Here is a 20,910-nt window from a genome sequence, read left to right as displayed (position 1 = left end):
TAGCCACTGTGCTAGCAAAGCAGAGGCTTGTCTATTAGCTGGCTAACATTAACCACTATTCACAAATGGCCGAATAAACAACGTAAGCAGCAAGCTGCTAAATTAGCGAACTTGTTGCGCTTTGTGCTAAGTTAAGAAAATCACTCTCTATCCAATAAAAATTTAATACAGCTCTTAAAAATGGATTTTGTAAGGAACATAAATGGAATTAAACAATGTTATTAACAGTAGAAATAACTGCTTCAACCTGATAAGAATGGTAGCTGCTAGCTTAGTTATCTTTAGTCATAGCTTCGCACTTTCAACTGGTTTACGCAATAGTGAGCCAGTGACTCAATATCTCGGTGTATCATTAGGCTATATTGCCGTAGACATTTTTTTTCTTACTAGTGGGCTTCTGGTTTGCAAAAGCCTATTAACTACTAACTCCATTAAGTATTTTATTGTAGCAAGATGTCTACGAATATATCCAGCGTTACTAGTATCTGTATTATTTTGCTGCTGTATAGGAATAGTGGTAACCGATTTACACACGCTGAATTTCTTAACCCATTCAGAAACGCTACAATTTGTAGTTTACAACTCTTCTATTATTCTGACCGATGCTCAGTATTTACCTAGTGTATTTTTAGACGCACCATTAGACAGGAGCGTAAATGGCTCTTTATGGACCCTGCCATGGGAACTACGGATGTATTTTTTACTAATACTACTAGGTGGCGCTTATTTTTTTACTAGAAAACTTGCTATAGATGTCTCATGGTTGCCATTCGCTACAATAACTATAGCCATATTTAGCACCTCATTCTTACTCTACTCTCATCTAAACGATGTTAAACCACATTGGTTTTATACTAAATTCTTCAGATTTTCGAGCGCTTTTTTCATTGGTGGTAGTTTATATATTATAAGAAATAGAATTAGTTTAACCTATCCACTGATGCTTACGGCTTCTGCTATTCTAGCGAGTAGTTTTTTGATTTTAAACACACAGTACTCTTTCGTTGTTTATATTTTATTTACCCCCTACCTTATTCTATGCGCAGCTTACTTACCAAATGGGAAAATACTAAATTACAATAAATTAGGAGACTATTCTTATGGTATGTACATCTATGCTTGGCCAATTCAACAATGCATAGCTATCAGCATTCCAGGTATTAAACCATTTGAAATGTTTATTTTGGCGTTTGTTGGAACTCTAATGCTGGCATATTGCTCTTGGAATTATATAGAAAAGCCTGCGTTAAGGATAAAAAGTAATCTGAGTATCAAGGGTAATATAACTCGTTGAATAAAAAACTAGGACAAGGTTTTTTACTGACCGCCAATAGTTACGATCGCCAAGGCCGCGCTTGCATTCAATTGTGGCTGGCCAGCGACAATGGGCCAATCCGCCTAGAGGTAAATGACCAGCAGCCGGTATTTTTTGTATTAAGCGAAGAACTCCCACAAGTACAAGACGTACTAGGGAATGCACTGGCAAAACATCAGCAGCTTGAGTTAAACACCTTTCAGCATCAAGCCATCAGCGCCTGTTATTTTGCCAGCATAGACGAGCACTACAACGCAGCGCAGCAACTTAGACAGGCCGGTTTACACTGTTTTGAAAGCGACATAAAACTGCATGAACGCTTTCTTACCGAGCGTTTTTGTTATGGCAGCATGGCCTTTGCCGGCGAGCAAAGCACTAATCCGCAATACCCGGCAGTGCAACAGGCCAAAATCAAAACGGCCCAATATACGCCTACGCTGTCGGTATTATCGCTAGACATAGAATGCAGCGAAAAAGGCCAGCTCTATTCCATTGGTTTATATAGCGATAACTACCAACGGGTTTTGATGATCGGCCCCGAGCAAGCCGCCGATACGCCCATCACATGGTTAGCCAACGAATATGCTCTGCTAAAGCAGCTAGAACTTGAATTTCAAAGCATTGACCCGGACATCATAATTGGTTGGAATGTCATCAATTTTGATTTTAGATTGCTGGTTAAACGTGCTGCCTTACATGGCTTAAAACTGGCGATTGGCCGTGAGCAAGGAGCTGCCCGCTGGCGCGAGCGCAGCGATAATGAGCATACTGGCTTTATAAGTATTCCTGGGCGCGTGGTGGTGGACGGTATCGATTCGCTAAAGTCGGCTACCTACCAATTTGATAGTTTTAGCCTAGAGAATGTTGCCCAGCAGCTATTAAATCGTGGCAAGTTGGTGGATGAAGTACACGACCGTATGGCCGAAATTAACCACAACTTCGCCCATAACAAACCGCAATTAGCGGCTTACAACCTCGAAGACTGCAAACTGGTATTAGATATTTTTAAACACACCCAGATTTTGGAATATTTGTGTTTGCGCAGCCAGCTCACCGGCTTGATGTTAGACAGAAGCGGTGGCTCGGTGGCCGCCTTTACCAATGTGTATTTACCTAAACTGCATCGCGCCGGTTATATAGCGCCCAATTTAACCCGCGACTTTGTGGCCGATAGCCCCGGCGGCTATGTAATGAACTCTAAACCGGGTTTGTACAAAAATGTGTTGGTATTGGATTTTAAGAGCCTGTACCCCTCTATCATTCGTACTTTTAAAATTGACCCATTAGGGCTTATTGAAGGCCTAGCTAAGCCAGATACTGCCATTGAGGGCTTTAGAGGCGGTGTATTTAGTCGCGACAAGCATTTCTTGCCAGAGATAATTAATCAGCTGTGGTTACAGCGCGATCAAGCTAAAGCCGATAAAGACAGCGCCCGCTCGCAAGCAATTAAAATTTTAATGAACAGTTTTTATGGGGTACTGGGTTCGACCGGTTGCCGTTTTCACGATCCGCGCTTAGCCAGCTCAATTACCATGCGCGGCCACCAGCTGATGCAAGAAACCGCTGATTGGATCATCAAGCAAGGTCATGAGGTGATTTACGGCGATACCGATTCTACCTTTGTGTGGCTAAACCAAGAAGTGAATCCAGAGCAAGCCAAACAAATTGGCCAACAACTGGCGGAGGGCATAAATCAATATTGGCAGCAAAAATTGGTCAATGAGATGCAACTAGACAGCCATTTGGAAATTGAGTTTGAAACCCATTTTTCGCGATTCTTAATGCCCACCATTCGTGGCTCGGAAACCGGTAGCAAGAAACGCTACGCCGGTTTAACTGCGCAAAACCAAATGGTAATTAAAGGCCTAGAAACAGTGCGTTCTGATTGGACCGAAATGGCTAAGATATTTCAAACCGGCCTGTTAGAGCGTTTGTTTGCAGATCAAGATCCGCGACAGTTTATATTAGACACCGTGGAACAGCTAATGGCGGGAGATTTCGATCAGCAGCTCATTTACCGAAAACGACTACGCCGCAAGCTAGCCGAATATGTAAAAAATGTACCGCCTCAAGTGCGAGCAGCGCGCCTAGCCGATGAACATAACAAAGCCTTAGGCAAAGCACTGCAATATCAAAACAAGGGTAGCATTGCTTATTGGATGACCATAAATGGCCCCGAACCCATTACTAACCGTATTAACCAAATTGATTATCAGCACTACTTAGATAAACAATTGCAGCCAATTGCCGATGGAATTTTACCTTTTATTAACTTAGATTTTGAGCAAATCACCAGCGCTCAATTAGGCTTGTTTTAAATCGCTTGTTTTTACTCATGCGATATTGCCTGCATTGACTTCCATGGTGCAACTTACCATCAGCAATAAGGTAACCGATGCTAGTATCGTTCGCAGCAGCATGGTCCTTTGATAGAGCGCTTTATTTAGTTTCTGAGTATTCACAGTAATATTGTTCCGTTTGCTTATCACCTAACTATTCACTGCGATAACAGTGAGCAAATAATCGTTCTCATTCACATCAGTAGTGCCGCTCACTTCGATGAACCTAACAACCTTGCTAGTTCCATGGTTTAAGTGGCGTAAGTTAACCCAGCAATGCGCTGAATTCAGGCCGATATTATGAAATGAACAAATAACAAAAACTGACTAATTACGAATACAACAAGAATTTGTTATCTCAGCATAAAAATCCAACCTGAGTCACTTTTATCAAACAAATATCCGTAAGCTATTAAAAAAGTGAAACTTTCCGTTAATACTGCTCTCAAATCATTTGATAGCAAATAAACAAACATTCACAAGGACGGAGGCAAAGAGGAACAGAAAATGGCGTTTTTATCGATTGGTGTGCGGGTTTTATTATTGGTGTTGATGTTGGGTAGCGTGTTTAGCTATTCACACGCTTCCCACCCATCTTGGGCTAAGCATTGCCCAGCCCTTATTACAGATAAAGCTGCTTAGCAGACATCCTCAATACGTTTTTCTATTTGCGGGTTAGCCACAAATATCATTACCGAGCGCGCTGCGACTTTAACCGAACCGGTTTCGAGCATAGGTGCTGTTTTAAAGTCATACACATCTTCTGGCGATTTTGCGGAAGTATTTACCAGCATAAACCAATGCCCTTCAATGCTTGGAACTTCAAACTCTAGCTCTTCCCAGTAGGAGTTAAACACCATATACATGCGATCTTTGCTATATGGGTCTAACATGGTCATGGCAACAGAGTGACTATTCTCAGACCAATCTGGTTGACCTTGTTTTACCCCATGCCACTCAATATTGGCATCGTGAATCACATCTGACAGGCTTAAGTGAATTTTCTCTTCCAGCACATCGTCGTAACGGCGCAGCTTAATCAGCTCTCGCACAAAACGCAGTAGCTCTGGATTTTTGTCCACTAGGGTCCAATCAAACCATGAGGTTTCGTTATCTTGGCAATAAGCGTTGTTATTACCACCTTGAGTACGCTTAACTTCGTCGCCCATGGTAATCATTGGTGTACCTAGCGACAGCAGCAAGGTAACAAAGAAGTTCTTCATTTGCTGTTCGCGTAAGTCATTCACTTTAGGGTTTAAGGTTGGCCCTTCTACGCCGTAGTTATAACTAATGTTGTGGTTATCACCGTCACGATTGTTTTCGCCATTTTCAAGATTGTGTTTGTCGTTATAACTGACTAAATCATTAAGGGTGAAACCATCGTGAGCGGTCACCAAGTTAACCGAGCGCTGTGGCGAGTGGTTTTCTTTGTAGTAAATGTCTGGGCTACCTAATAAACGCGAAGCAAATTTACCCACCACGCCAGAGTCGCTACGGAAGAACGAACGTACGTCGTCGCGGAATTTACCATTCCACTCATTCCAACGGTCGCCAACAAACTCACCGACTTGATACAAACCTGCGGCATCCCACGCTTCGGCAATAATTTTAGTGCCGGCGAGAGAAGGATCTGAATCGATTGACCATAGCAATGGCGGCTCTTTCATTACATGACCTTTGGAGTCACGCGCCAGTACCGAGGCTAAATCGAAACGGAAGCCGTCTACATGCATTTCATTAACCCAAAAACGCAGTGCGTCTCGAATCATCCGGCGCATTACCGAGTGGTTAGCATTACAAGTATTGCCGCAGCCAGAATAGTTGCTATACCAACGTTTCTCATTCTCTAACATGTAGTAGGTGTCGTTTTGCAAACCCTTCATGCTTAGGGTAGGTCCGTCGTGTCCACCTTCTGCAGTGTGGTTAAATACCACATCCAAAATCACCTCAATGCCGGCTTTATGTAGCTCACGCACCATGGTTCTAAATTCGTTAAAGGCGCCACAAACACTTTTATCTGAGCTGTAAGCGTTATGCGGCGAGAAGAAGTTAATTGGGCTGTAGCCCCAATAGTTGTTCTTGCCTAGGGGTGCATCTTGTAAATCGAACTGCTGCACTGGCATCAGTTCAATGGCGGTAACTCCAAGCTCTTTAAGATAAGGGATTTTTTCAATTACCCCGGCATAAGTACCCCGTTTATGCTCTGGCACCCCCGAAGATGGATGCTTAGTAAAACCCGCTACGTGCAATTCGTAAATCACCGTATCTTGCAGCGAGCGCTTAATAGGATGCGTGCCTTGCCAGTCAAAGCCACGCGAATCTACCACTGCGCCTTTAATACACTGGTTGGTATTAACGTGACCATGGCGTGCAGCCACTTGGCGTAGGTAGTTATCGGGGAAATGAGTAATTTTAGCGTAGGGGTCGAGCAGGACTTTACTTGGGTCAAAACGCAAACCGCGCTCTGGCTCCCAAGGGCCGTCTATTTGATAGCCGTATAAGGTGCCAACTTCTAGATCTTCGACAAAGATATGCCAATAGTGATCTGTACGATTTAAGTTTGCATCTAAAGAGATTTCGGCAAAAGGTTTACGAGAGTTCACTTCTTTAAATAAAAAAAGCCTTACTCCCGTAGCACTTTTAGAGAAAATACTAAAATTTACGCCCTTACCTTGGTAAGTCGCGCCGAGTGGAAATGACACACCCGCTTGAGTTTTTAAGGTCATATACTGTGCTGTCTTATTTTATGCTGAATAACTGAGATGGAGAACCTATTCGTTGGCTCTTTGAATATAGTCTATCAGTATCAGACGATTACACAGTAAATATATTAAGGCTTAATGACTAAAGTTTGGCCGAAATTGAGTGCGAACGTCCGCTAGCTTGTCGCTTTCTACGGCAATGTTGCGAACCCATTTGATCTAGCTCACTCAACTCATCAGGCAGCATTAAAGAAAGCAATTGCTCAAGTTTATCTTGATCGGCAACGACATTAGCAATGGTTTGGCTGGTTTTGGTTCTGAACATGGTTTACCCCTTAAATTTGATACCTATTAAGGGGTATGCAGCTACAGTGCCAAGGCAATATTAAACTTTTAAAAACCTTATTATTCAGACAGTTGCTGTCTAGCCTTGATCGGGTTTGCGTACATTGCGTACAACTGAGATCGGACCTCTGCACTAACATCGCGAGACTTCGCCTCAAAATAGCGCTTAGCGTTAGCCAATTCGTTAGCAGGAATACCTTCAGGAATCGCATCACCCAGGGCTATCCAGTTGGTAGGCATCAGTTGGTAATTACCAATAATCGCTTTATCTAAGGCTTCGGCTACTTCTTTGGCTGACTCATATTCACCACTTAGCGGCTCAGCAAAGTGCACATGTACCTGGCCTTTTTGACCCACAATGCCTCGCGAAATGCTGTAAATGTCTTCATGCTCTTGTTTTTGATATTCGCCATGTTCATTCTGCTCTACCAATTCATTGGCTTTGGCTAAGTCGCAAGGGTCAAACTCATAAGAAATAGACACAGGCACAATGTTTAACTGGCTAATGTATTCAGCAAAGCTTTGCTCTTTAGGTTTATTCAGCGCCAACATTGAAATAAGTGCCGAGTTGGTAATATCTAAACCGTCTTTAGCGCGGCCTTCACGCTGAGCAATCCAAATGTGGTCACCGGTTTCATTCAAAGTATGTTGAATGTATGCAGACAACTCTTTTAGGTTTGCCAACTTCTCTCGTTTAGCACTGGCCGAACGTTTAACAATAAAGCTACGGTTTAAACGCATCATATCCGCCACCCAAGGTTTGGTTAGCAGATTGTCACCAATCGCAATTTGCACGGTGTCTTGGCCGTTGTTATGCAAAATGTAGTTTACAAAAGCGGGATCTAAAGCAATGTCGCGGTGGTTAGAAATAAACAAATGCGGTTTGCTTAAATCGAGGTGGTCTAAACCGCTAGAGCTTAATTGCGAGGTGGTTGTTTTCACCATGTGAGCCATGTAACGCTCTACCATTACTTGGAAGTCGTAAACTTTGGTCACATTTCTTACTTTAAACTTAAGCACTTGGCGCAAGGCAAATGAAGTTAGCGCTAAAAAGGCTCCACGGGCGCGTGGAAAGCGAAACTTAATCAGTGTAGAGGTAAATTCAGGGTCATTAATTAGACGTTTAAGCGTGCTTTTTACTTCAGAATCTTGGTAAGGGCGAATACTGTCAAACTGAGACATAACTTCTCTCGCAATTTAGGAAGGCGCAATTTACCGTTTTCCGCTCTTAAAAACAACAATAGCGATTAAAAAATGAACAGTTAATGGTAGTTTTTCATGCTAAAGCTGGATTCTTTCGCTAAAGCAGCTAGCCAAGTATACTGGGCGCAAGACCTTAAAGCCTGATGTTAATGGAACAACAACGCCAACAATTGCTTGATGCCCCCATCACGCCTCTTATCATTAAAAAAGCCAGCCCCAGTTTTGTGGGCATTTTTGCGATCATTTTCTTTAACCTTGTTGATACCTTTTTTGTGGCTATGTTAGGCACCGATCAACTCGCAGGTGTGTCTTTCACCTTTCCTATTACCTTTGCGATAACCAGTATTGCCATGGGTTTAGGCATTGGCTTGTCGTCTCACGTTGGCAGGCTATTGGGCGCTCAGCAGCAACAGCAAGCAGCTCGCTTAACCAGCCACGGATTACTATTCAGTTTATTGCTAATAATACTCATCGCCAGCCTAGGCTATGTAAGCATATTTCCCCTTTTTAGCAATTTGGGCGCTGAATTACCGGTAATGCCTTATATCGAGCAATATATGCAGATTTGGTACTTTTCGGTGCCCTTGCTGGTGGTTCCCATGGTGGGAAATGCCGCTATTCGCGCCAGTGGTGACAGCAAAACCCCCAGTATGGTGATGTTGGTAGCGGGCATTGTGAATGGCGTACTCGATCCCATTCTTATTTTTGGTTGGGGGCCGATTCCCGCAATGGGTGTGCAAGGCGCTGCGTTAGCCACGGCAATTGCTTGGGCACTGACCTTTTTAGTGGCGATTTACTTACTAAAATTTAAACTTAAGTTGCTGCGCTTTGAATTATGCTCGTGGCAACAATTGCTTAGTTCTTGGCAAAAACTGTTAAGCATTGCGCTACCCGCAGTGTTTTCGCAACTACTCACACCAATAGCAACTACCGTTACTTTAGTAATACTGGCCAGTGCTGGCACCGCGACGGTGGCGGCTTATGGTTTTGCAACTCGGGTTGAGGCCTTATTGTTTATTGGAGTAATGGCCATCAATTCAGTGATCCCTATGTTAGTGGGGCAAAATGTAGGCGCAGGCCAAGCAGCGCGTGCACAATATATTGTGCATCACGCTATTCGTTTGGCGGTTGTTTGGCAGCTACTACTGGCAGTATTAATGTACTTACTAGCCCCAGTTATCAGCCAAAGTTTAAACCACGATGCAGAGGTGGCTGAGCTGAGCCAATACTATCTGCAGCTGGTGCCATTTTGTTACGGCATGATGGCAGTACCTTTGTTATTGGCACAAACTCTTAATGCGCTGGGTAAACCCTTGCTGGCGATGGCCATTAACTTAATTCGCTTATTTGGTTTTATGTTACCGGCTATCTACTTAGGCGCACTAATGGGAAGCAGTAAATTGATTTTCTTGGCAATTATTATTGCCCATACCCTAGCGGGTTTAAGCAGTTTACTGGTGCTTAGCTATTTAATGAAGCAAGCAAATTGGTGGGACACTAAGCAATAAAAAAAGGGCGATACCGAAGTATCGCCCTTTTTTAGTAGTCATATCGCTCAAATCCGTGAACGGGTAATTGCTCCCTGCAATCCTTTTTGACTTTTTTACACCAATCCTTAGTGTTTCCTCTTCCCAATTCCTTTGGGCTATCCTTTAGCCGTCTATGGCATAAGCATTCATCCTAAACGCTTGCTCTCTCCATCCTGGAGGTGTCCTTTACTTCATCCTGAAGCTGTTTGGTACTTTGCTTTCTAGCACGCCTGTGCTGACATCCTTAACTCATCTACCTTGATAAGTCTGCTCATCCTGAGCCGTGCTTCCTTTGTACCTTGGCATCTTGCCCTGACTCTTCCTAAGCCTTGGCTCGTCCTGATGGTTAGTACTTTACCGCTTTGACTGACGAATCCCAGTAGCCCCAAAGTTTATTTTTACTTTTTCTCGTTCAAGAAAAGCCCATAAAGCACCAAGCAACTGAAAAATAACAAATATTTTAAATATCGAAAGTAAAAGCAGTGATATTTCTGAGCTTAGGTAGGGCAGATCTCTCACACCAAGGCTAGCGAATAAAGTAAAGCTGATACTGGCTTATAAAAGATAAAAAGTTACCAGCACCTATGCAAACCAACTAAAAAACTATTTGAACAATAAATGGCCTAGGAAAGCAGTAGAGGAGAAGTGAAATATTTAGCCTTAAGCAAAGAAAAAGGCGATACCGAAGTATCGCCTTTAAAGTAGTCATATCGCTCTATTTCCCTGAACGTTAATTGCTCCCTGCAATCCTTTTTGACTTTTTTACACTAATCCTTAGCGTTTCCTCTTCCCAATTCCTTTGGGCTTTCCTTTAGCCTTCTATGGCATAAGCATTCATCCTAAACGCTTGCTCGCTCCGTCCTGGAGGTGTCCTGATACTTCATCCTGAAGCTGTTGGTATTTCGCCCTCTAGCACTCCTGTGCTGACATCCTAAACTCATCTACCTTGATAAGCCGCTCATCCTGAGCCTTGCGTCCTATATACCTTGGCGTCCTGCCTAATTCTTCCTGAATCCTTGCTCTTCCTGATGATTAGTACTTTACCGTAGTCACTATAAAAGCCTAGCCACCCCAAAATAAAAAACACCAAACAAAACTATTACTTAAGGGGTAAAAAAAGCTAAGTATTTGAAATATAAATACAAGCTAGATTACTTGCTGACAAACAAAAGGATTTATCCCGATAATAGAATGGTCGATCTCTCACACAGCTAAAGGAGGATCACCAGACAAGCATCTAACAGAAACAAACAAATAAGTGATTAAAACCACCATAAAGACAAAAATGCAGTTTAATAATCTATTTAACAAGATTAAGCATATTTAAAGAGGTACAAAATAATAACTAACAGCACAAACAAAAAACCCAGCACTTGGCTGGGTCTTAGAAAAAGGTCGGGGCGACACTTACGTGTCGCCCCTAGTAGTCATATCGCTCAAGTCCGTGAACGGGTAGTTGCTCCCTGCAATCCTTTTTGACTGTGTTACTACGTCCTGTAGTTATCCTTTTCTCAAATCCATTGAGCTGTCCTTTAGCCTTCTATGGCATAACCGGTCTTCCATACCAGTTGCACGTCTCCTTCCTAGGAGGTGTCCCTTTACTACATCCTGTAGTTGTCCTTTTTAGCTCCTGCTACGTTTCTCTTCCTGATAAACGTCAGTGCCTCCGTGCACAAACAACTATACGGAAACTAATTTTTAGAAAAAGCCGATAAACAAAAAAACTTTCAATTTTTTACTTACAAAAACTGACAACAACACTAAACCATTGTTTTTTATGATTAATTATTTTAAAACTTTGTAAGCTTTACTGCTGTTAACGCACAAGCTTGTGAGAGATATCGCACACAGCTTGTAGTTAATAAGTAATTACTGACGGTTTTTGGCAAGCTTAGGCAGCGATAAATGATAACGAATAGCCACTAAACGAATGATAAGCGCGGTAAAAATGCAGGCGCTGGTGGCAAGTGTGGCGGAAAACTCTAAAAATAATGCCGCCACCCAGACCAAACCGCCAACAATACAAGCAGTGGCGTACACTTCTCTTTGTAATACTAAGGGAACTTGATTAGCCAGCACGTCACGGATCATTCCTCCACCACAAGCAGTAATAACCCCCATGGTAACGGCCACAATCATTGGCGCGCCATATTGCAGGGCTTTTTCTGCACCAATCGCCATGAATACCGCCATTCCAATAGCATCGGCCACTGGTAGTAACCAACGAGGCGGTGTTGGAAAGTTATTGAGCAATAATACCGAGCTTAAGCTGGCAATGAGAATAACCCAAAGGTACAAGCCATTTTCTACCCAAAATACTGGGCTGGCACCTAACGCCATATCCCGAATGGTGCCTCCGCCAATGGCAGTAACGCAGGCCAAAACTAAAGCACCAAATAAATCCATTTTTCTGCGGCTAGCAACGAGTACCCCAGAGATAGCAAATACTGCAGTGCCAAAAAGGTCGAGACTAAATAGGATGGTGTTGCCCAAAATGGATTCCTCAAAAAATTCGGCTGCAATTAGACAACAAGTCATGCTAACAATATAAGATACAGATCAAACAAAGCCGAACCCTGGCGAGCTCGGCTTATACCCTATGGCGATGGGCTTAATCGTAAATGGTTGGTATCGCTTGGCGTTTATGCTGCGTACGCTGATAAATGGCGATCAGCTTCTGTTCTACTTCAGCCTCTACCGCTCTACCTTCTAAAAAGTCATCAATTTGATCGTATGTTACACCTAGCGCCACTTCGTCTGGCAATTGTGGGCGGTCTTCTTCTAAATCTGCGGTGGGTGCTTTGCCAATCAACGGCTCTGGAGCCCCTAAGTAAGCTGCCACCTGACGAACTTGGCGCTTATTCAAACCAAAGATAGGTGCAATATCACAGGCTCCGTCGCCATGTTTAGTATAAAAACCGGTAAGATTCTCTGCCGAATGATCGGTACCAATCACCAAGCCACCCGTAAGACCGGCAATTTCGTACTGTGCCACCATTCGCATTCTGGCTTTTACATTGCCCTTGGCAAAATCTACCGCTGCTTGGTTTGGCATCGTTAAACCTGCAGCGAGTAAGCTTTCACTGGCACTTTGGTGTAAACCCTCGGTGCCGGCTTTAATGTTGGTAGTAACAACGTGAGAAGGTTTGATAAAGCTTAAAGCAAGCTGCGCATCGGCTTCGTCTTTTTGCTCTCCAAACGGCAAACGCATAGCGATAAAGCGATAATCTTGGCTATTAGTGTCTTTATTTAACTGTTCAACCGCTAGTTGAGCCAAACGCCCTGTGGTGGTTGAATCTACACCACCACTAATCCCGAGTATTAAGGTTTTTACTTTTGCTTGTTGTAAACGCTCTTTAATAAACTCGATTCGGCGTTTCACTTCATATTCTGGATCGATTTCTGGCAGTACTTTCATTTCTGCCAAGATTGCTTGTTTCATCTTCTTCCCCACACGAATAGTATCCCTAAAGGGCAATGTACTTGAGAGATAAAAAAAAACAAGAGACAAGCCGATTTACATATAATTAAAACAGTAACAGCGGATTTAAACAGACATCTCACTCTTTTTAAGGATAAGCAACATGTTAAGACGCACTAAAATTGTCACCACCTTAGGCCCCGCCACCGACAAAGACGACGTACTTGAGCAATTAATTTTAAATGGCGCAAACATGGTGCGCCTAAACTTTTCCCACGGCACCGCAGAAGACCATTTAGCCCGCGCCAAACAAGTTCGCGAAATAGCGGCGAAACATAAAGTTCATGTGGCTATATTGGGTGACCTACAAGGTCCCAAAATTAGGGTATCTACTTTTAAAGATGGCAAAGTAAACCTTAACCTAGGTGACCAGTTTGTATTAGACAGTGAGCTAGGCAAAGGTCTAGGTGATGAAAAGCAAGTTGGCCTAGATTACAAACATCTACCAAACGACGTAGAGCCCGGCGATACCTTGTTACTTGATGATGGTCGTATCCAACTAAAAGTAACTGCCGTACAAAATAGCCAGGTAACCACTGAAGTAACCATTGGTGGCATTTTGTCTAACAACAAAGGCATTAACAAACTGGGTGGAGGCTTATCTGCTGCGGCACTTACCGACAAAGATAAAGCTGATATTCTAACCGCTGCAAAAATTGAAGTTGATTACTTAGCCGTTTCCTTCCCCAATAGTGGCGAAGACATGCACTATGCAAGACGGCTTACTCAACAAGCTGGCTTGGCCACAAAGCTAGTAGCCAAAGTAGAGCGCGCAGAAACCGTTGCAACAGAAGAAGCAATGATCGACATTATTAAAGCCTCAGACGCAGTAATGGTAGCGCGTGGCGATTTAGGTGTTGAGATTGGCGATGCCGAGCTCGTTGGCGTTCAGAAAACCTTAATTCGTTTAACCCGCAAATATAACCGAGCAGTGATTACCGCCACGCAAATGATGGAATCGATGATTAGCGCACCCATGCCAACCCGCGCTGAAGTCATGGATGTCGCCAACGCGGTACTCGACGGTACCGACGCGGTCATGCTTTCAGGTGAAACGGCCGCTGGTGAATACCCAATTGAAACCGTGCAAGCCATGGCAACCGTATGTTTAGGCGCAGAAAAGCAGCGCAGCATAAACGTATCTAAATACCGAATTAACGAGGTGTTTGAAAGCATTTCTGAAACAGTAGCCATGAGCACCATGTTTGCCGCTAACCATATGAAGGGCATGAAAGCGATTATCGCCTTAACGGAATCTGGCAGCACACCGCTGCTTATGTCGCGTTTAAGTAGTGGTTTACCGATTTTCTCTTTATCACGCCATGCCAAAACGCTCAGCCGCTGTGCGCTTTATCGCGGGGTTTACCCAATTCATTTTGATGAAAGCAGCGAAGATATTATTTCGGTTTCACACACCGCGATAGCTTTGTTAAAAGAGCAGGGTTATTTAAATAAAGGGGATTTAGTCATACTGACTCACGGTGATGTGTTTGACCAAACCGGCCATACCAACACCAGTAAAATTTTAAAAGTAAGCTAAAGGTATTGGCTTAACTTGCTCGGACTCACCGGGCAAGTTAATGCTGACGTAACAAAGTGGGCCCGCGTGCACCTTCAACCGGGCGATTAACCGACAACTTACGACCTTTCTTTATACCGGTTTGAAAATCAGGGGTTAACTGGCCCATTGAGGCTTTAATTTTAGCTTTAAAGGTTTCGCGGTCTAACTTCTCAAACATTTCATCTAAGTAGTCATCCATATGCTCGTTGCGACCATCGGTAACTAAGTCAGGAAGTTTTTCTAGCGCACCTTCTAACCATCCGGCAGTAAATGAGGCCACTCTGCGAGCAAGTGTTACGTTGTCGGTACCCGAACCCGCAAAACTATTGCGAAACGACCCAACTTGCTGGTTCATTTCTCGGTAAACAATATCAAAAGCAAAAGCGGCAAATACTGCGCGTTCAGCTAAACCTACAAACTCAGCGCGTTTTAAGCCTTTGTGATTAATCAATACCGCTTCAACACCAAAGCGGCCATTAATACCGCGAATAATACGCAGGATGTTTTCACCGACATTGGCAGGCAGTAAGGTTTGGGTAGAGGTTTTGCCCATTTGAATCAGCTCAATATCAGCTTGATCTAAACCGTGTTTAAGCATTAAACGGTGGGCCATACGAATAGCTTGGGCGGCCTCATGTACATTTGAGGAGTTACCCAATTCTAAACACTTGGCAATTTTTTCTAGGGCACGTTGACGACTCACGAAACGGCTATAACCTCTGCTCAAAAATGAAGCGCTATTTTACTTATTTTAGCCAAATTTTCCAGCTATTCACGCAGCAACATAGCAGACCAAAACAAAAGGGCTTGGTAACAATCACCAAGCCCCTCGTCTAATCCCTTAAAAAGGAACGATAAGTACTATTTTTCGATTTGAGCAGCCTCTGCGGTGGCAGGGTAAAAATGCACATCGCGCTGCGGGAATGGAATAGAAATACCATCGTTGTCGAAGCGCATTTTAACTTCTCGAGTAATATCCCAATACACATCCCAGTAATCGTCGGTTTTAACCCAAGGTCGCACGATAAAATCGACCGATGATTCGTTAAGTACGTGTAACTTCACCATTGGTTCTGGCTCTGGTAGCACCATTGGGTGTTTATCTAACAACTCTTTAAGTACCGCTTCTGTTTTTTCAATATCGTCGGAGTACCCAATACCAAAAACTAAATCTACACGGCGTAGCTTTTGAGCCGTCACGTTTTTAATCACGTCTCCCCAAATTTTACTGTTAGGTATAACCAAGGTTTGATTATCAATAGTCAAAATGGTGGTTGATACCAAATTCATGCTTTTAACCTTACCAAATACACCACCTCCTACTTCAACCATGTCACCTACATCGTAAGGGCGATAGATTAAAATCATCAATCCAGCAGCAAAGTTACCAAGAGTATCTTGCAGGGCAAAACCGATAATGAAACCGGCCACACCTAAACCCGCCAAGATAGGAGCCAGCGAAATGCCCACCTGGGCTAGCGCGAACAAGATACCTATAATAATCACAATCCGTGCTACTGAAGAAATGATCATATCTTTCATTAAAGACGATAAATTCAGCTTTGATGAATCTAAGCTCTTGGTCATTAACTTACGCACTAAGCGCGATAGCGAGCGGAACAAATAGTAAATAGCCACCAGCAAAATGAGTTTAAAGATCCACTCACCACCATGCTCTACGAAATACTCGGTTAAGCGGTCAACCCAACGTTTAGCGATGCCACTAAGAATATTCACATCCAATACGTCAGTAGTAATTTGCCCGCCTAGCTTAAGTAAGGTTTGCTGATAGAACGAAGCATCGAAACCCAATTGAGTGAGTAAATCGACAGTAAGTTTAAAACTAACCCCAGCAACCGCGAGCTGCTCGGTAACCACCGCTAATTGGTCTTTTAGGCTCTGGTCGTCGGGGGTAATTTTAATTAGCTTGCCTAACTCTTCGCGCTTTTTACCCACCAAGCCCACCATGCCTGAGAACGACTCTGCACGCGTGTATAGGTGGTCAACGGTATATTGTTTCTCGCTTTCAACATCAAAGCCTAGTGCTTGCTGATTAATAATTTGTTGAACCATGGCGGAATAAATTAAATCAGCACTTGATAGGTGTTCTATATAAAGCTGAAACGCTTTAATGCTATCTGCTTCTTCTTTGGCATAGTCTTCGTTAAATTGCTTTTGTTGCTTCTCAATACCGCTAACCAAATCTTGATTGTTTTGATTAATGATTTGCTCAACTTCAGCCAACACTTGCTTATCCGCTAGCCCTAGCGCATTTTGCTCGATCAAATATTGAGATAATTGATTAATGGTTTCAAAAGCATGCAGGTGTCGTTCTAACAAGCGATGTGAAATAGCGGCTTGTTCAATGGTGGAGACGGTATCTTGATTGGCTCTAATACGTTCAATTCGCTCTTGCTGGCGCTGATATTTATCTAGTAATAGAGAAGCTTGATCGCTCCCTGATTCTTGAGCGTAAATCGTATGTACTGGGGATGCGAGCAGTGCAACACCCAATACAATCGCACTCCAATAGCGCATTAGTTCCTTTAACATCTTCTTCTCCAGCAAATCTATTAGCTTCAAAGCCAAACCACAGTGTTAATTAAAACACTCAAACAAAGTACAACTGTAAGCTAATAATAGAGACTTGTTAGTATTTTACTATCAGATTTAAGCGCTTATACTAACAAATAGCTCACATTGATAGTGACTAAGGTAGAAGTAGCCCTAATGAGAAGCTATTTCAAGCTCGTTACAAGGACAGTATATGAAAACCAAGCAGTGGCTATGCCTCGCCGCGTTAACAACAATGGTTAACGCCCCCCTTAATGCTGGAGAATGGGTGATAAAAGCCGGTGGTTTTTGGGCTCAAACCGATTCTTCTATGACCACAAAGACACTATTAGATAGAGATTTAACTCTTGATTTTGAAGATACTTTTAATCTAGAAGAAGAACAATTTCTTCCATTTGCCCAAATAGGTTACCAATTTAACGACCGCCACCATGTTTTTGCAGACTGGAGAAGACTGCATCGCTCTGCGCAAACCAAAGCTGTAGGTGCTATAGAATCGCTTCCAAATTTTCCTGAATATGGCATTGCAGCAGGAGCAAGTATAAATACTCGAATGGATATAGATGTACTGCGTGCGGGCTATGGTTATTCTTTTTATAAAACCGAACGCGTGGAGATAGGCGGCTCACTGGGTTTACACGTAATGTTCATAGAAATGGGTTTTAGCGGAGAAATAGCGGGGTGTGTTGAAAACAACGGCCAATTGATTTGTGAGAGTACCAGCACAAGTGGCGAGGTAGTAGATGAATCAATAACCGCTCCTTTACCGGATATAGGATTTTGGGCAAGTTATGAATTTGCTGATGATTGGACAATTGCAGCCCATTCAGAGGTATTTTACATAAGCCTTGATAATGTTAGTGGGTACTTAACAGACCTCAACGCTACGATATCTTACGCCATTTCGCCAAACTGGGATGCTGAGATAGGTTATAACTATTACCAAGTAGGTGCAGATTGGGACGAAACCTCTCTTAAGTACAAATACCAAGGCCCTATGTTTAACGTGGCTTATAAGTTCTAAAAAACTGGCCACAAACCTTTAGTTTGTGGCCAAACTATTTATATCAGTGACGCAATACCGTATTGCTTACCGTAGTTCTCTACTACAAAGTCGATATCTTTATCGCCCCTGCCTGACAAGTTAATCAAAATTGTTCCTTTAGCACCTTGCTTGGCGAGGTTAATCGCATGAGCAACCGCATGGGCCGATTCAATAGCTGGAATAATCCCTTCTAGTCGCGACAACTCAAAAAAAGCATCTATCGCTTCTTTGTCGCTTACCACCCCATATTGCACGCGGCCGAGGTCTTTCAGGTAAGCATGTTGTGGGCCTACGGCTGGGTAATCTAAACCACTGGCTACCGAGTAAACTTTCTCTGGTTCACCTTTATCATCTTTAAGCATATAGGAGTGAAATCCATGCATTGTTCCTGGTTCACCTTTGGTTAGGGTTGCAGCATGCTCGCCCACTTCATCTAAGCTTCGGCCAGCAGGCTCGCAACCATGCATGGCCACGTTACTGTCTTCTAGAAAGGCGCTGAACAAGCCCATAGAATTTGAACCGCCGCCTACACAAGCCACCAAATGGTCTGGCAGTTGGCCTTTCATATCTTGAAACTGCTGACGCGCTTCAATACCAATAATCGATTGAAAATCGCGAACCATCATTGGGAATGGGTGAGGACCAACCACCGAGCCAATAGCATATAACTGAGTATGCGGATCAGCCATATAAGCCTGGAAAGCACTATCTACCGCTTCTTTAAGGGTTTTTCGGCCATGAGTTGCAGGAATAACATTAGCGCCGAGGATACGCATTCTCACCACATTAGGGTGCTCTTTTGCAATATCCACTTCCCCCATATGAATATCACACTCTAAGCCTAATAGCGCAGCCGCCGTAGCCAACGCTACACCATGTTGGCCAGCTCCAGTTTCGGCAATGACTTTGGTTTTTCCCATTTTCTTAGCGAGCAGTACTTCGCCCAAGCAATGGTTAATTTTATGGGCTCCAGTATGGTTTAGATCTTCTCGTTTAAGATAAATGTCACAACCATAGGTTTGAGAAAGGTGTTGAGCATGGAAAATAGGGCTAGGGCGGCCAACATAATCTTGATACAAACGGGTTAATTCAGCTACAAACTCAGGATCTTGACGAATCTCTTGGTACGCCTGGTTAATATCGTTCATCACCGCTTGTAACTCTGGTGGAATAAAGCTGCCACCATACTCACCAAAGTAACCTTCGCTATTTGGTAGCGTGTGCTCAAACTGTTTATTCATGGTCTATCCCTACAGACAAAAGCCTAGTTATACCTAATAAAAGTAAGGATTTATGTGCGCTAGTTACAGCTTCAAAAGATTCAATTTTTTATAAAACGGTCCCTAAAACAAAAAAAGCGACCTAAGGTCGCTTTTTTAACAGAGTATTAATTAGTTAAGACTTTTTAACTGGTCGTTGCCAACCGCTAATATTACGCTGTTTGGTACGAGAAATAGCTAAGGTTTCTGGCTCTACATCGCTAGTAATAGTAGACCCAGCCCCTACCGTTGCGTTCTTACCCACAGTAACTGGCGCTACTAACTGAGTATCACTGCCAATGAATACGCCATCTTCAATAATGGTTTGAAACTTGTTTACACCATCATAGTTACAGGTAATCGTGCCGGCACCAATATTCACTTTTGTACCCACCGTAGTATCACCTAGGTAAGTTAAGTGCCCAGCTTTAGAGCCTTTGCCTAATGTTGATTTCTTCATTTCTACGAAGTTACCCACATGAGCGTCTTGCTCTAATTTAGCACCAGGGCGTAGGCGAGCAAATGGACCCGCTGAAGCATCAGCCGCTAAGCTCGCTTGCTCAATAATGCTGTTAGCCTTAATGGTTACGTTATCGCCAATCTCACAGTCAATTAAAATGGCATTCGCTTCGATAGTTACATTGTTACCAATGGTAACTTTACCTTTAATAATAACGTTGATGTCGATGAAACAATCGTTGCCAATACTTAACTCGCCACGTAAGTCAAAACGATTAGCATCGGCTAGGCTAACGCCATCTCGCAATAACTGCTCCGCTTGTCCTTTCTGGTAAGCGCGCTCTAAACCATTAAGTTGAACCCTGTCATTTACCCCTTGAACTTCAACAATAGAGTCTGGTTGAACCGCTTGTACCACGTTGCCTTCTTTCGTCGCCATTTCAATAATGTCGGTAACGTAATATTCACCCTGAGCATTATCGTTACTTAACTGAGCTAACCAACGGGTAAAGTCATTGCTGTTTGCCACTAGCACACCGGTATTTACTTCGGTAATAGCCAGTTGCTCTGGAGTGGCATCTTTATGCTCTACAATCGCTGCTACGCTGCCGTTTTCACGCACAATACGTCCATATCCAGTAGGGTCAGCTTGGTCAACCGTTAGCAAGCCAATACCATTGTTAGGCAAAGCTTCGATCAAACGTTGAATTGTTTGCTCGCTAATCAGTGGCGTATCGCCATATAACATCACAACCGGCTGATTAGCAACGAAGTGAGGGGCAGCTTGTTGCATCGCATGGCCCGTGCCTAGTTGCTCAGCTTGTTCTACCCAGTTTAAACTTGGGTCTTGGATTTGCTGTTGAATTAAATCGCCGCCATGGCCGTAGATAAGGTGAATGGCATCAGGTTTCAGTCTTTTAGCGGTATCGATAACATGTTGCACCATTGGTTTGTCTGCTAATTTGTGCAGAACCTTAGGTAATGTTGAACGCATCCTTGTTCCTTTACCCGCAGCCAAAATCACGACACTAAAATTCATTTTGTTTCCTTTTTTACGGCTAATTTTTCCCAATTAACCAATCTGATTCGATAACCCAA

The 20,910-nt window shown here is 43.2% G+C and carries 15 protein-coding genes; 6 read left to right on the top strand and 9 right to left on the bottom strand.

What is annotated here, in order from left to right:
- The first annotated feature begins 202 nt into the window (after positions 1-202).
- The 3 genes from Q4592_RS11835 (at position 203) to Q4592_RS11825 (ending at position 4,296) form a co-directional block, all read left to right on the top strand.
- Positions 203-1,294, top strand: coding sequence for an acyltransferase (locus tag Q4592_RS11835; protein ID WP_303513193.1), 1,092 nt, complete (start codon positions 203-205; stop codon positions 1,292-1,294).
- Positions 1,291-3,633 carry a DNA polymerase II gene (locus Q4592_RS11830; RefSeq protein WP_303513190.1) on the top strand — a complete coding sequence of 781 codons (2,343 nt, stop codon included), beginning with the start codon at positions 1,291-1,293 and terminating at the stop codon, positions 3,631-3,633. Before Q4592_RS11835 ends, Q4592_RS11830 begins: the two co-directional genes overlap by 4 nt.
- Before the next feature lie 528 nt (positions 3,634-4,161).
- The gene (locus Q4592_RS11825) at positions 4,162-4,296 is read left to right on the top strand and encodes a hypothetical protein (protein WP_255437875.1); all 135 of its coding nucleotides are present in this window, start codon (positions 4,162-4,164) and stop codon (positions 4,294-4,296) included.
- Here Q4592_RS11825 and glgX read toward each other — a convergent pair.
- The 3 genes from glgX to Q4592_RS11810 form a co-directional block, all read right to left on the bottom strand.
- Positions 4,293-6,380, bottom strand: coding sequence for a glycogen debranching protein GlgX (gene glgX / locus Q4592_RS11820; protein WP_303513186.1), 2,088 nt, complete (start codon positions 6,378-6,380; stop codon positions 4,293-4,295). The two genes, Q4592_RS11825 and glgX, sit on opposite strands and share 4 nt — an antisense overlap.
- 118 nt (positions 6,381-6,498) lie before the next feature.
- Positions 6,499-6,681: a hypothetical protein gene (locus Q4592_RS11815; RefSeq protein WP_303513183.1), complete on the bottom strand. Its 183-nt coding sequence runs from the start codon at positions 6,679-6,681 to the stop codon at positions 6,499-6,501.
- A gap of 80 nt (positions 6,682-6,761) precedes the next feature.
- Entirely contained in the window at positions 6,762-7,883 is a 1,122-nt protein-coding gene (locus tag Q4592_RS11810; protein ID WP_303513180.1) for a 1-acyl-sn-glycerol-3-phosphate acyltransferase, read from the bottom strand.
- Positions 7,884-8,053: 170 nt separating this feature from the next.
- Here Q4592_RS11810 and Q4592_RS11805 point away from each other — a divergent pair, with 170 nt between their 5' ends.
- Positions 8,054-9,412, top strand: a complete 1,359-nt coding sequence (locus tag Q4592_RS11805) for an MATE family efflux transporter (RefSeq protein ID WP_303513178.1) — start codon at positions 8,054-8,056, stop codon at positions 9,410-9,412.
- 1,890 nt (positions 9,413-11,302) lie between these two features.
- Here the strand turns inward: Q4592_RS11805 and Q4592_RS11800 are convergent.
- Positions 11,303-11,926 carry a trimeric intracellular cation channel family protein gene (locus Q4592_RS11800; RefSeq protein ID WP_303513175.1) on the bottom strand — a complete coding sequence of 208 codons (624 nt, stop codon included), beginning with the start codon at positions 11,924-11,926 and terminating at the stop codon, positions 11,303-11,305.
- Positions 11,927-12,044: 118 nt separating this feature from the next.
- A complete protein-coding gene (nadE, locus tag Q4592_RS11795; protein ID WP_303513173.1) occupies positions 12,045-12,875 on the bottom strand; it encodes an ammonia-dependent NAD(+) synthetase in 831 nt (276 codons plus the stop codon).
- 142 nt (positions 12,876-13,017) lie between these two features.
- Here nadE and pyk point away from each other — a divergent pair, with 142 nt between their 5' ends.
- Positions 13,018-14,454, top strand: a complete 1,437-nt coding sequence (gene pyk, locus Q4592_RS11790; protein ID WP_303513170.1) for a pyruvate kinase — start codon at positions 13,018-13,020, stop codon at positions 14,452-14,454.
- A gap of 37 nt (positions 14,455-14,491) precedes the next feature.
- Here the strand turns inward: pyk and Q4592_RS11785 are convergent, their stop codons facing one another.
- Entirely contained in the window at positions 14,492-15,178 is a 687-nt protein-coding gene (locus tag Q4592_RS11785) for a DUF2786 domain-containing protein (RefSeq protein ID WP_137673517.1), read from the bottom strand.
- Positions 15,179-15,336: 158 nt separating this feature from the next.
- On the bottom strand, positions 15,337-17,028 hold the full coding sequence (locus Q4592_RS11780) for a mechanosensitive ion channel family protein (protein WP_303513166.1): 1,692 nt from the start codon (positions 17,026-17,028) through the stop codon (positions 15,337-15,339).
- A gap of 214 nt (positions 17,029-17,242) precedes the next feature.
- Here Q4592_RS11780 and Q4592_RS11775 point away from each other — a divergent pair, with 214 nt between their 5' ends.
- On the top strand, positions 17,243-18,073 hold the full coding sequence (locus tag Q4592_RS11775; protein ID WP_303513164.1) for a hypothetical protein: 831 nt from the start codon (positions 17,243-17,245) through the stop codon (positions 18,071-18,073).
- 38 nt (positions 18,074-18,111) lie between these two features.
- On the opposite strand, the gene trpB is transcribed toward Q4592_RS11775, so the two are convergent.
- Together trpB and glmU are read right to left on the bottom strand one after the other, a co-directional pair.
- Positions 18,112-19,335, bottom strand: coding sequence for a tryptophan synthase subunit beta (gene trpB / locus Q4592_RS11770; protein WP_303513162.1), 1,224 nt, complete (start codon positions 19,333-19,335; stop codon positions 18,112-18,114).
- Positions 19,336-19,489: 154 nt separating this feature from the next.
- The gene (glmU, locus tag Q4592_RS11765; RefSeq protein ID WP_303513160.1) at positions 19,490-20,851 is read right to left on the bottom strand and encodes a bifunctional UDP-N-acetylglucosamine diphosphorylase/glucosamine-1-phosphate N-acetyltransferase GlmU; all 1,362 of its coding nucleotides are present in this window, start codon (positions 20,849-20,851) and stop codon (positions 19,490-19,492) included.
- Between the last annotated feature and the right edge of the window lie 59 nt (positions 20,852-20,910).

This window comes from Agarivorans sp. 1_MG-2023, assembly GCF_030548385.1.
Taxonomy (GTDB): domain Bacteria; phylum Pseudomonadota; class Gammaproteobacteria; order Enterobacterales; family Celerinatantimonadaceae; genus Agarivorans.
This window is presented reverse-complemented; position numbering and strand designations above follow the sequence as displayed.

Excerpts from the sequence above, each read along its gene's own strand:
- Q4592_RS11835 (WP_303513193.1), top strand. The coding sequence starts at position 203 with ATGGAATTAAACAATGTTATTAACAGTAGAAATAACTGCTTCAACCTG.
- Q4592_RS11825 (WP_255437875.1), top strand. The coding sequence starts at position 4,162 with ATGGCGTTTTTATCGATTGGTGTGCGGGTTTTATTATTGGTGTTGATG.
- glgX (WP_303513186.1), bottom strand. The coding sequence starts at position 6,380 with ATGACCTTAAAAACTCAAGCGGGTGTGTCATTTCCACTCGGCGCGACT.
- Q4592_RS11815 (WP_303513183.1), bottom strand. The coding sequence starts at position 6,681 with ATGTTCAGAACCAAAACCAGCCAAACCATTGCTAATGTCGTTGCCGAT.
- Q4592_RS11810 (WP_303513180.1), bottom strand. The coding sequence starts at position 7,883 with ATGTCTCAGTTTGACAGTATTCGCCCTTACCAAGATTCTGAAGTAAAA.
- Q4592_RS11805 (WP_303513178.1), top strand. The coding sequence starts at position 8,054 with ATGGAACAACAACGCCAACAATTGCTTGATGCCCCCATCACGCCTCTT.
- nadE (WP_303513173.1), bottom strand. The coding sequence starts at position 12,875 with ATGAAACAAGCAATCTTGGCAGAAATGAAAGTACTGCCAGAAATCGAT.
- pyk (WP_303513170.1), top strand. The coding sequence starts at position 13,018 with ATGTTAAGACGCACTAAAATTGTCACCACCTTAGGCCCCGCCACCGAC.
- Q4592_RS11780 (WP_303513166.1), bottom strand. The coding sequence starts at position 17,028 with ATGTTAAAGGAACTAATGCGCTATTGGAGTGCGATTGTATTGGGTGTT.
- Q4592_RS11775 (WP_303513164.1), top strand. The coding sequence starts at position 17,243 with ATGAAAACCAAGCAGTGGCTATGCCTCGCCGCGTTAACAACAATGGTT.
- trpB (WP_303513162.1), bottom strand. The coding sequence starts at position 19,335 with ATGAATAAACAGTTTGAGCACACGCTACCAAATAGCGAAGGTTACTTT.
- glmU (WP_303513160.1), bottom strand. The coding sequence starts at position 20,851 with ATGAATTTTAGTGTCGTGATTTTGGCTGCGGGTAAAGGAACAAGGATG.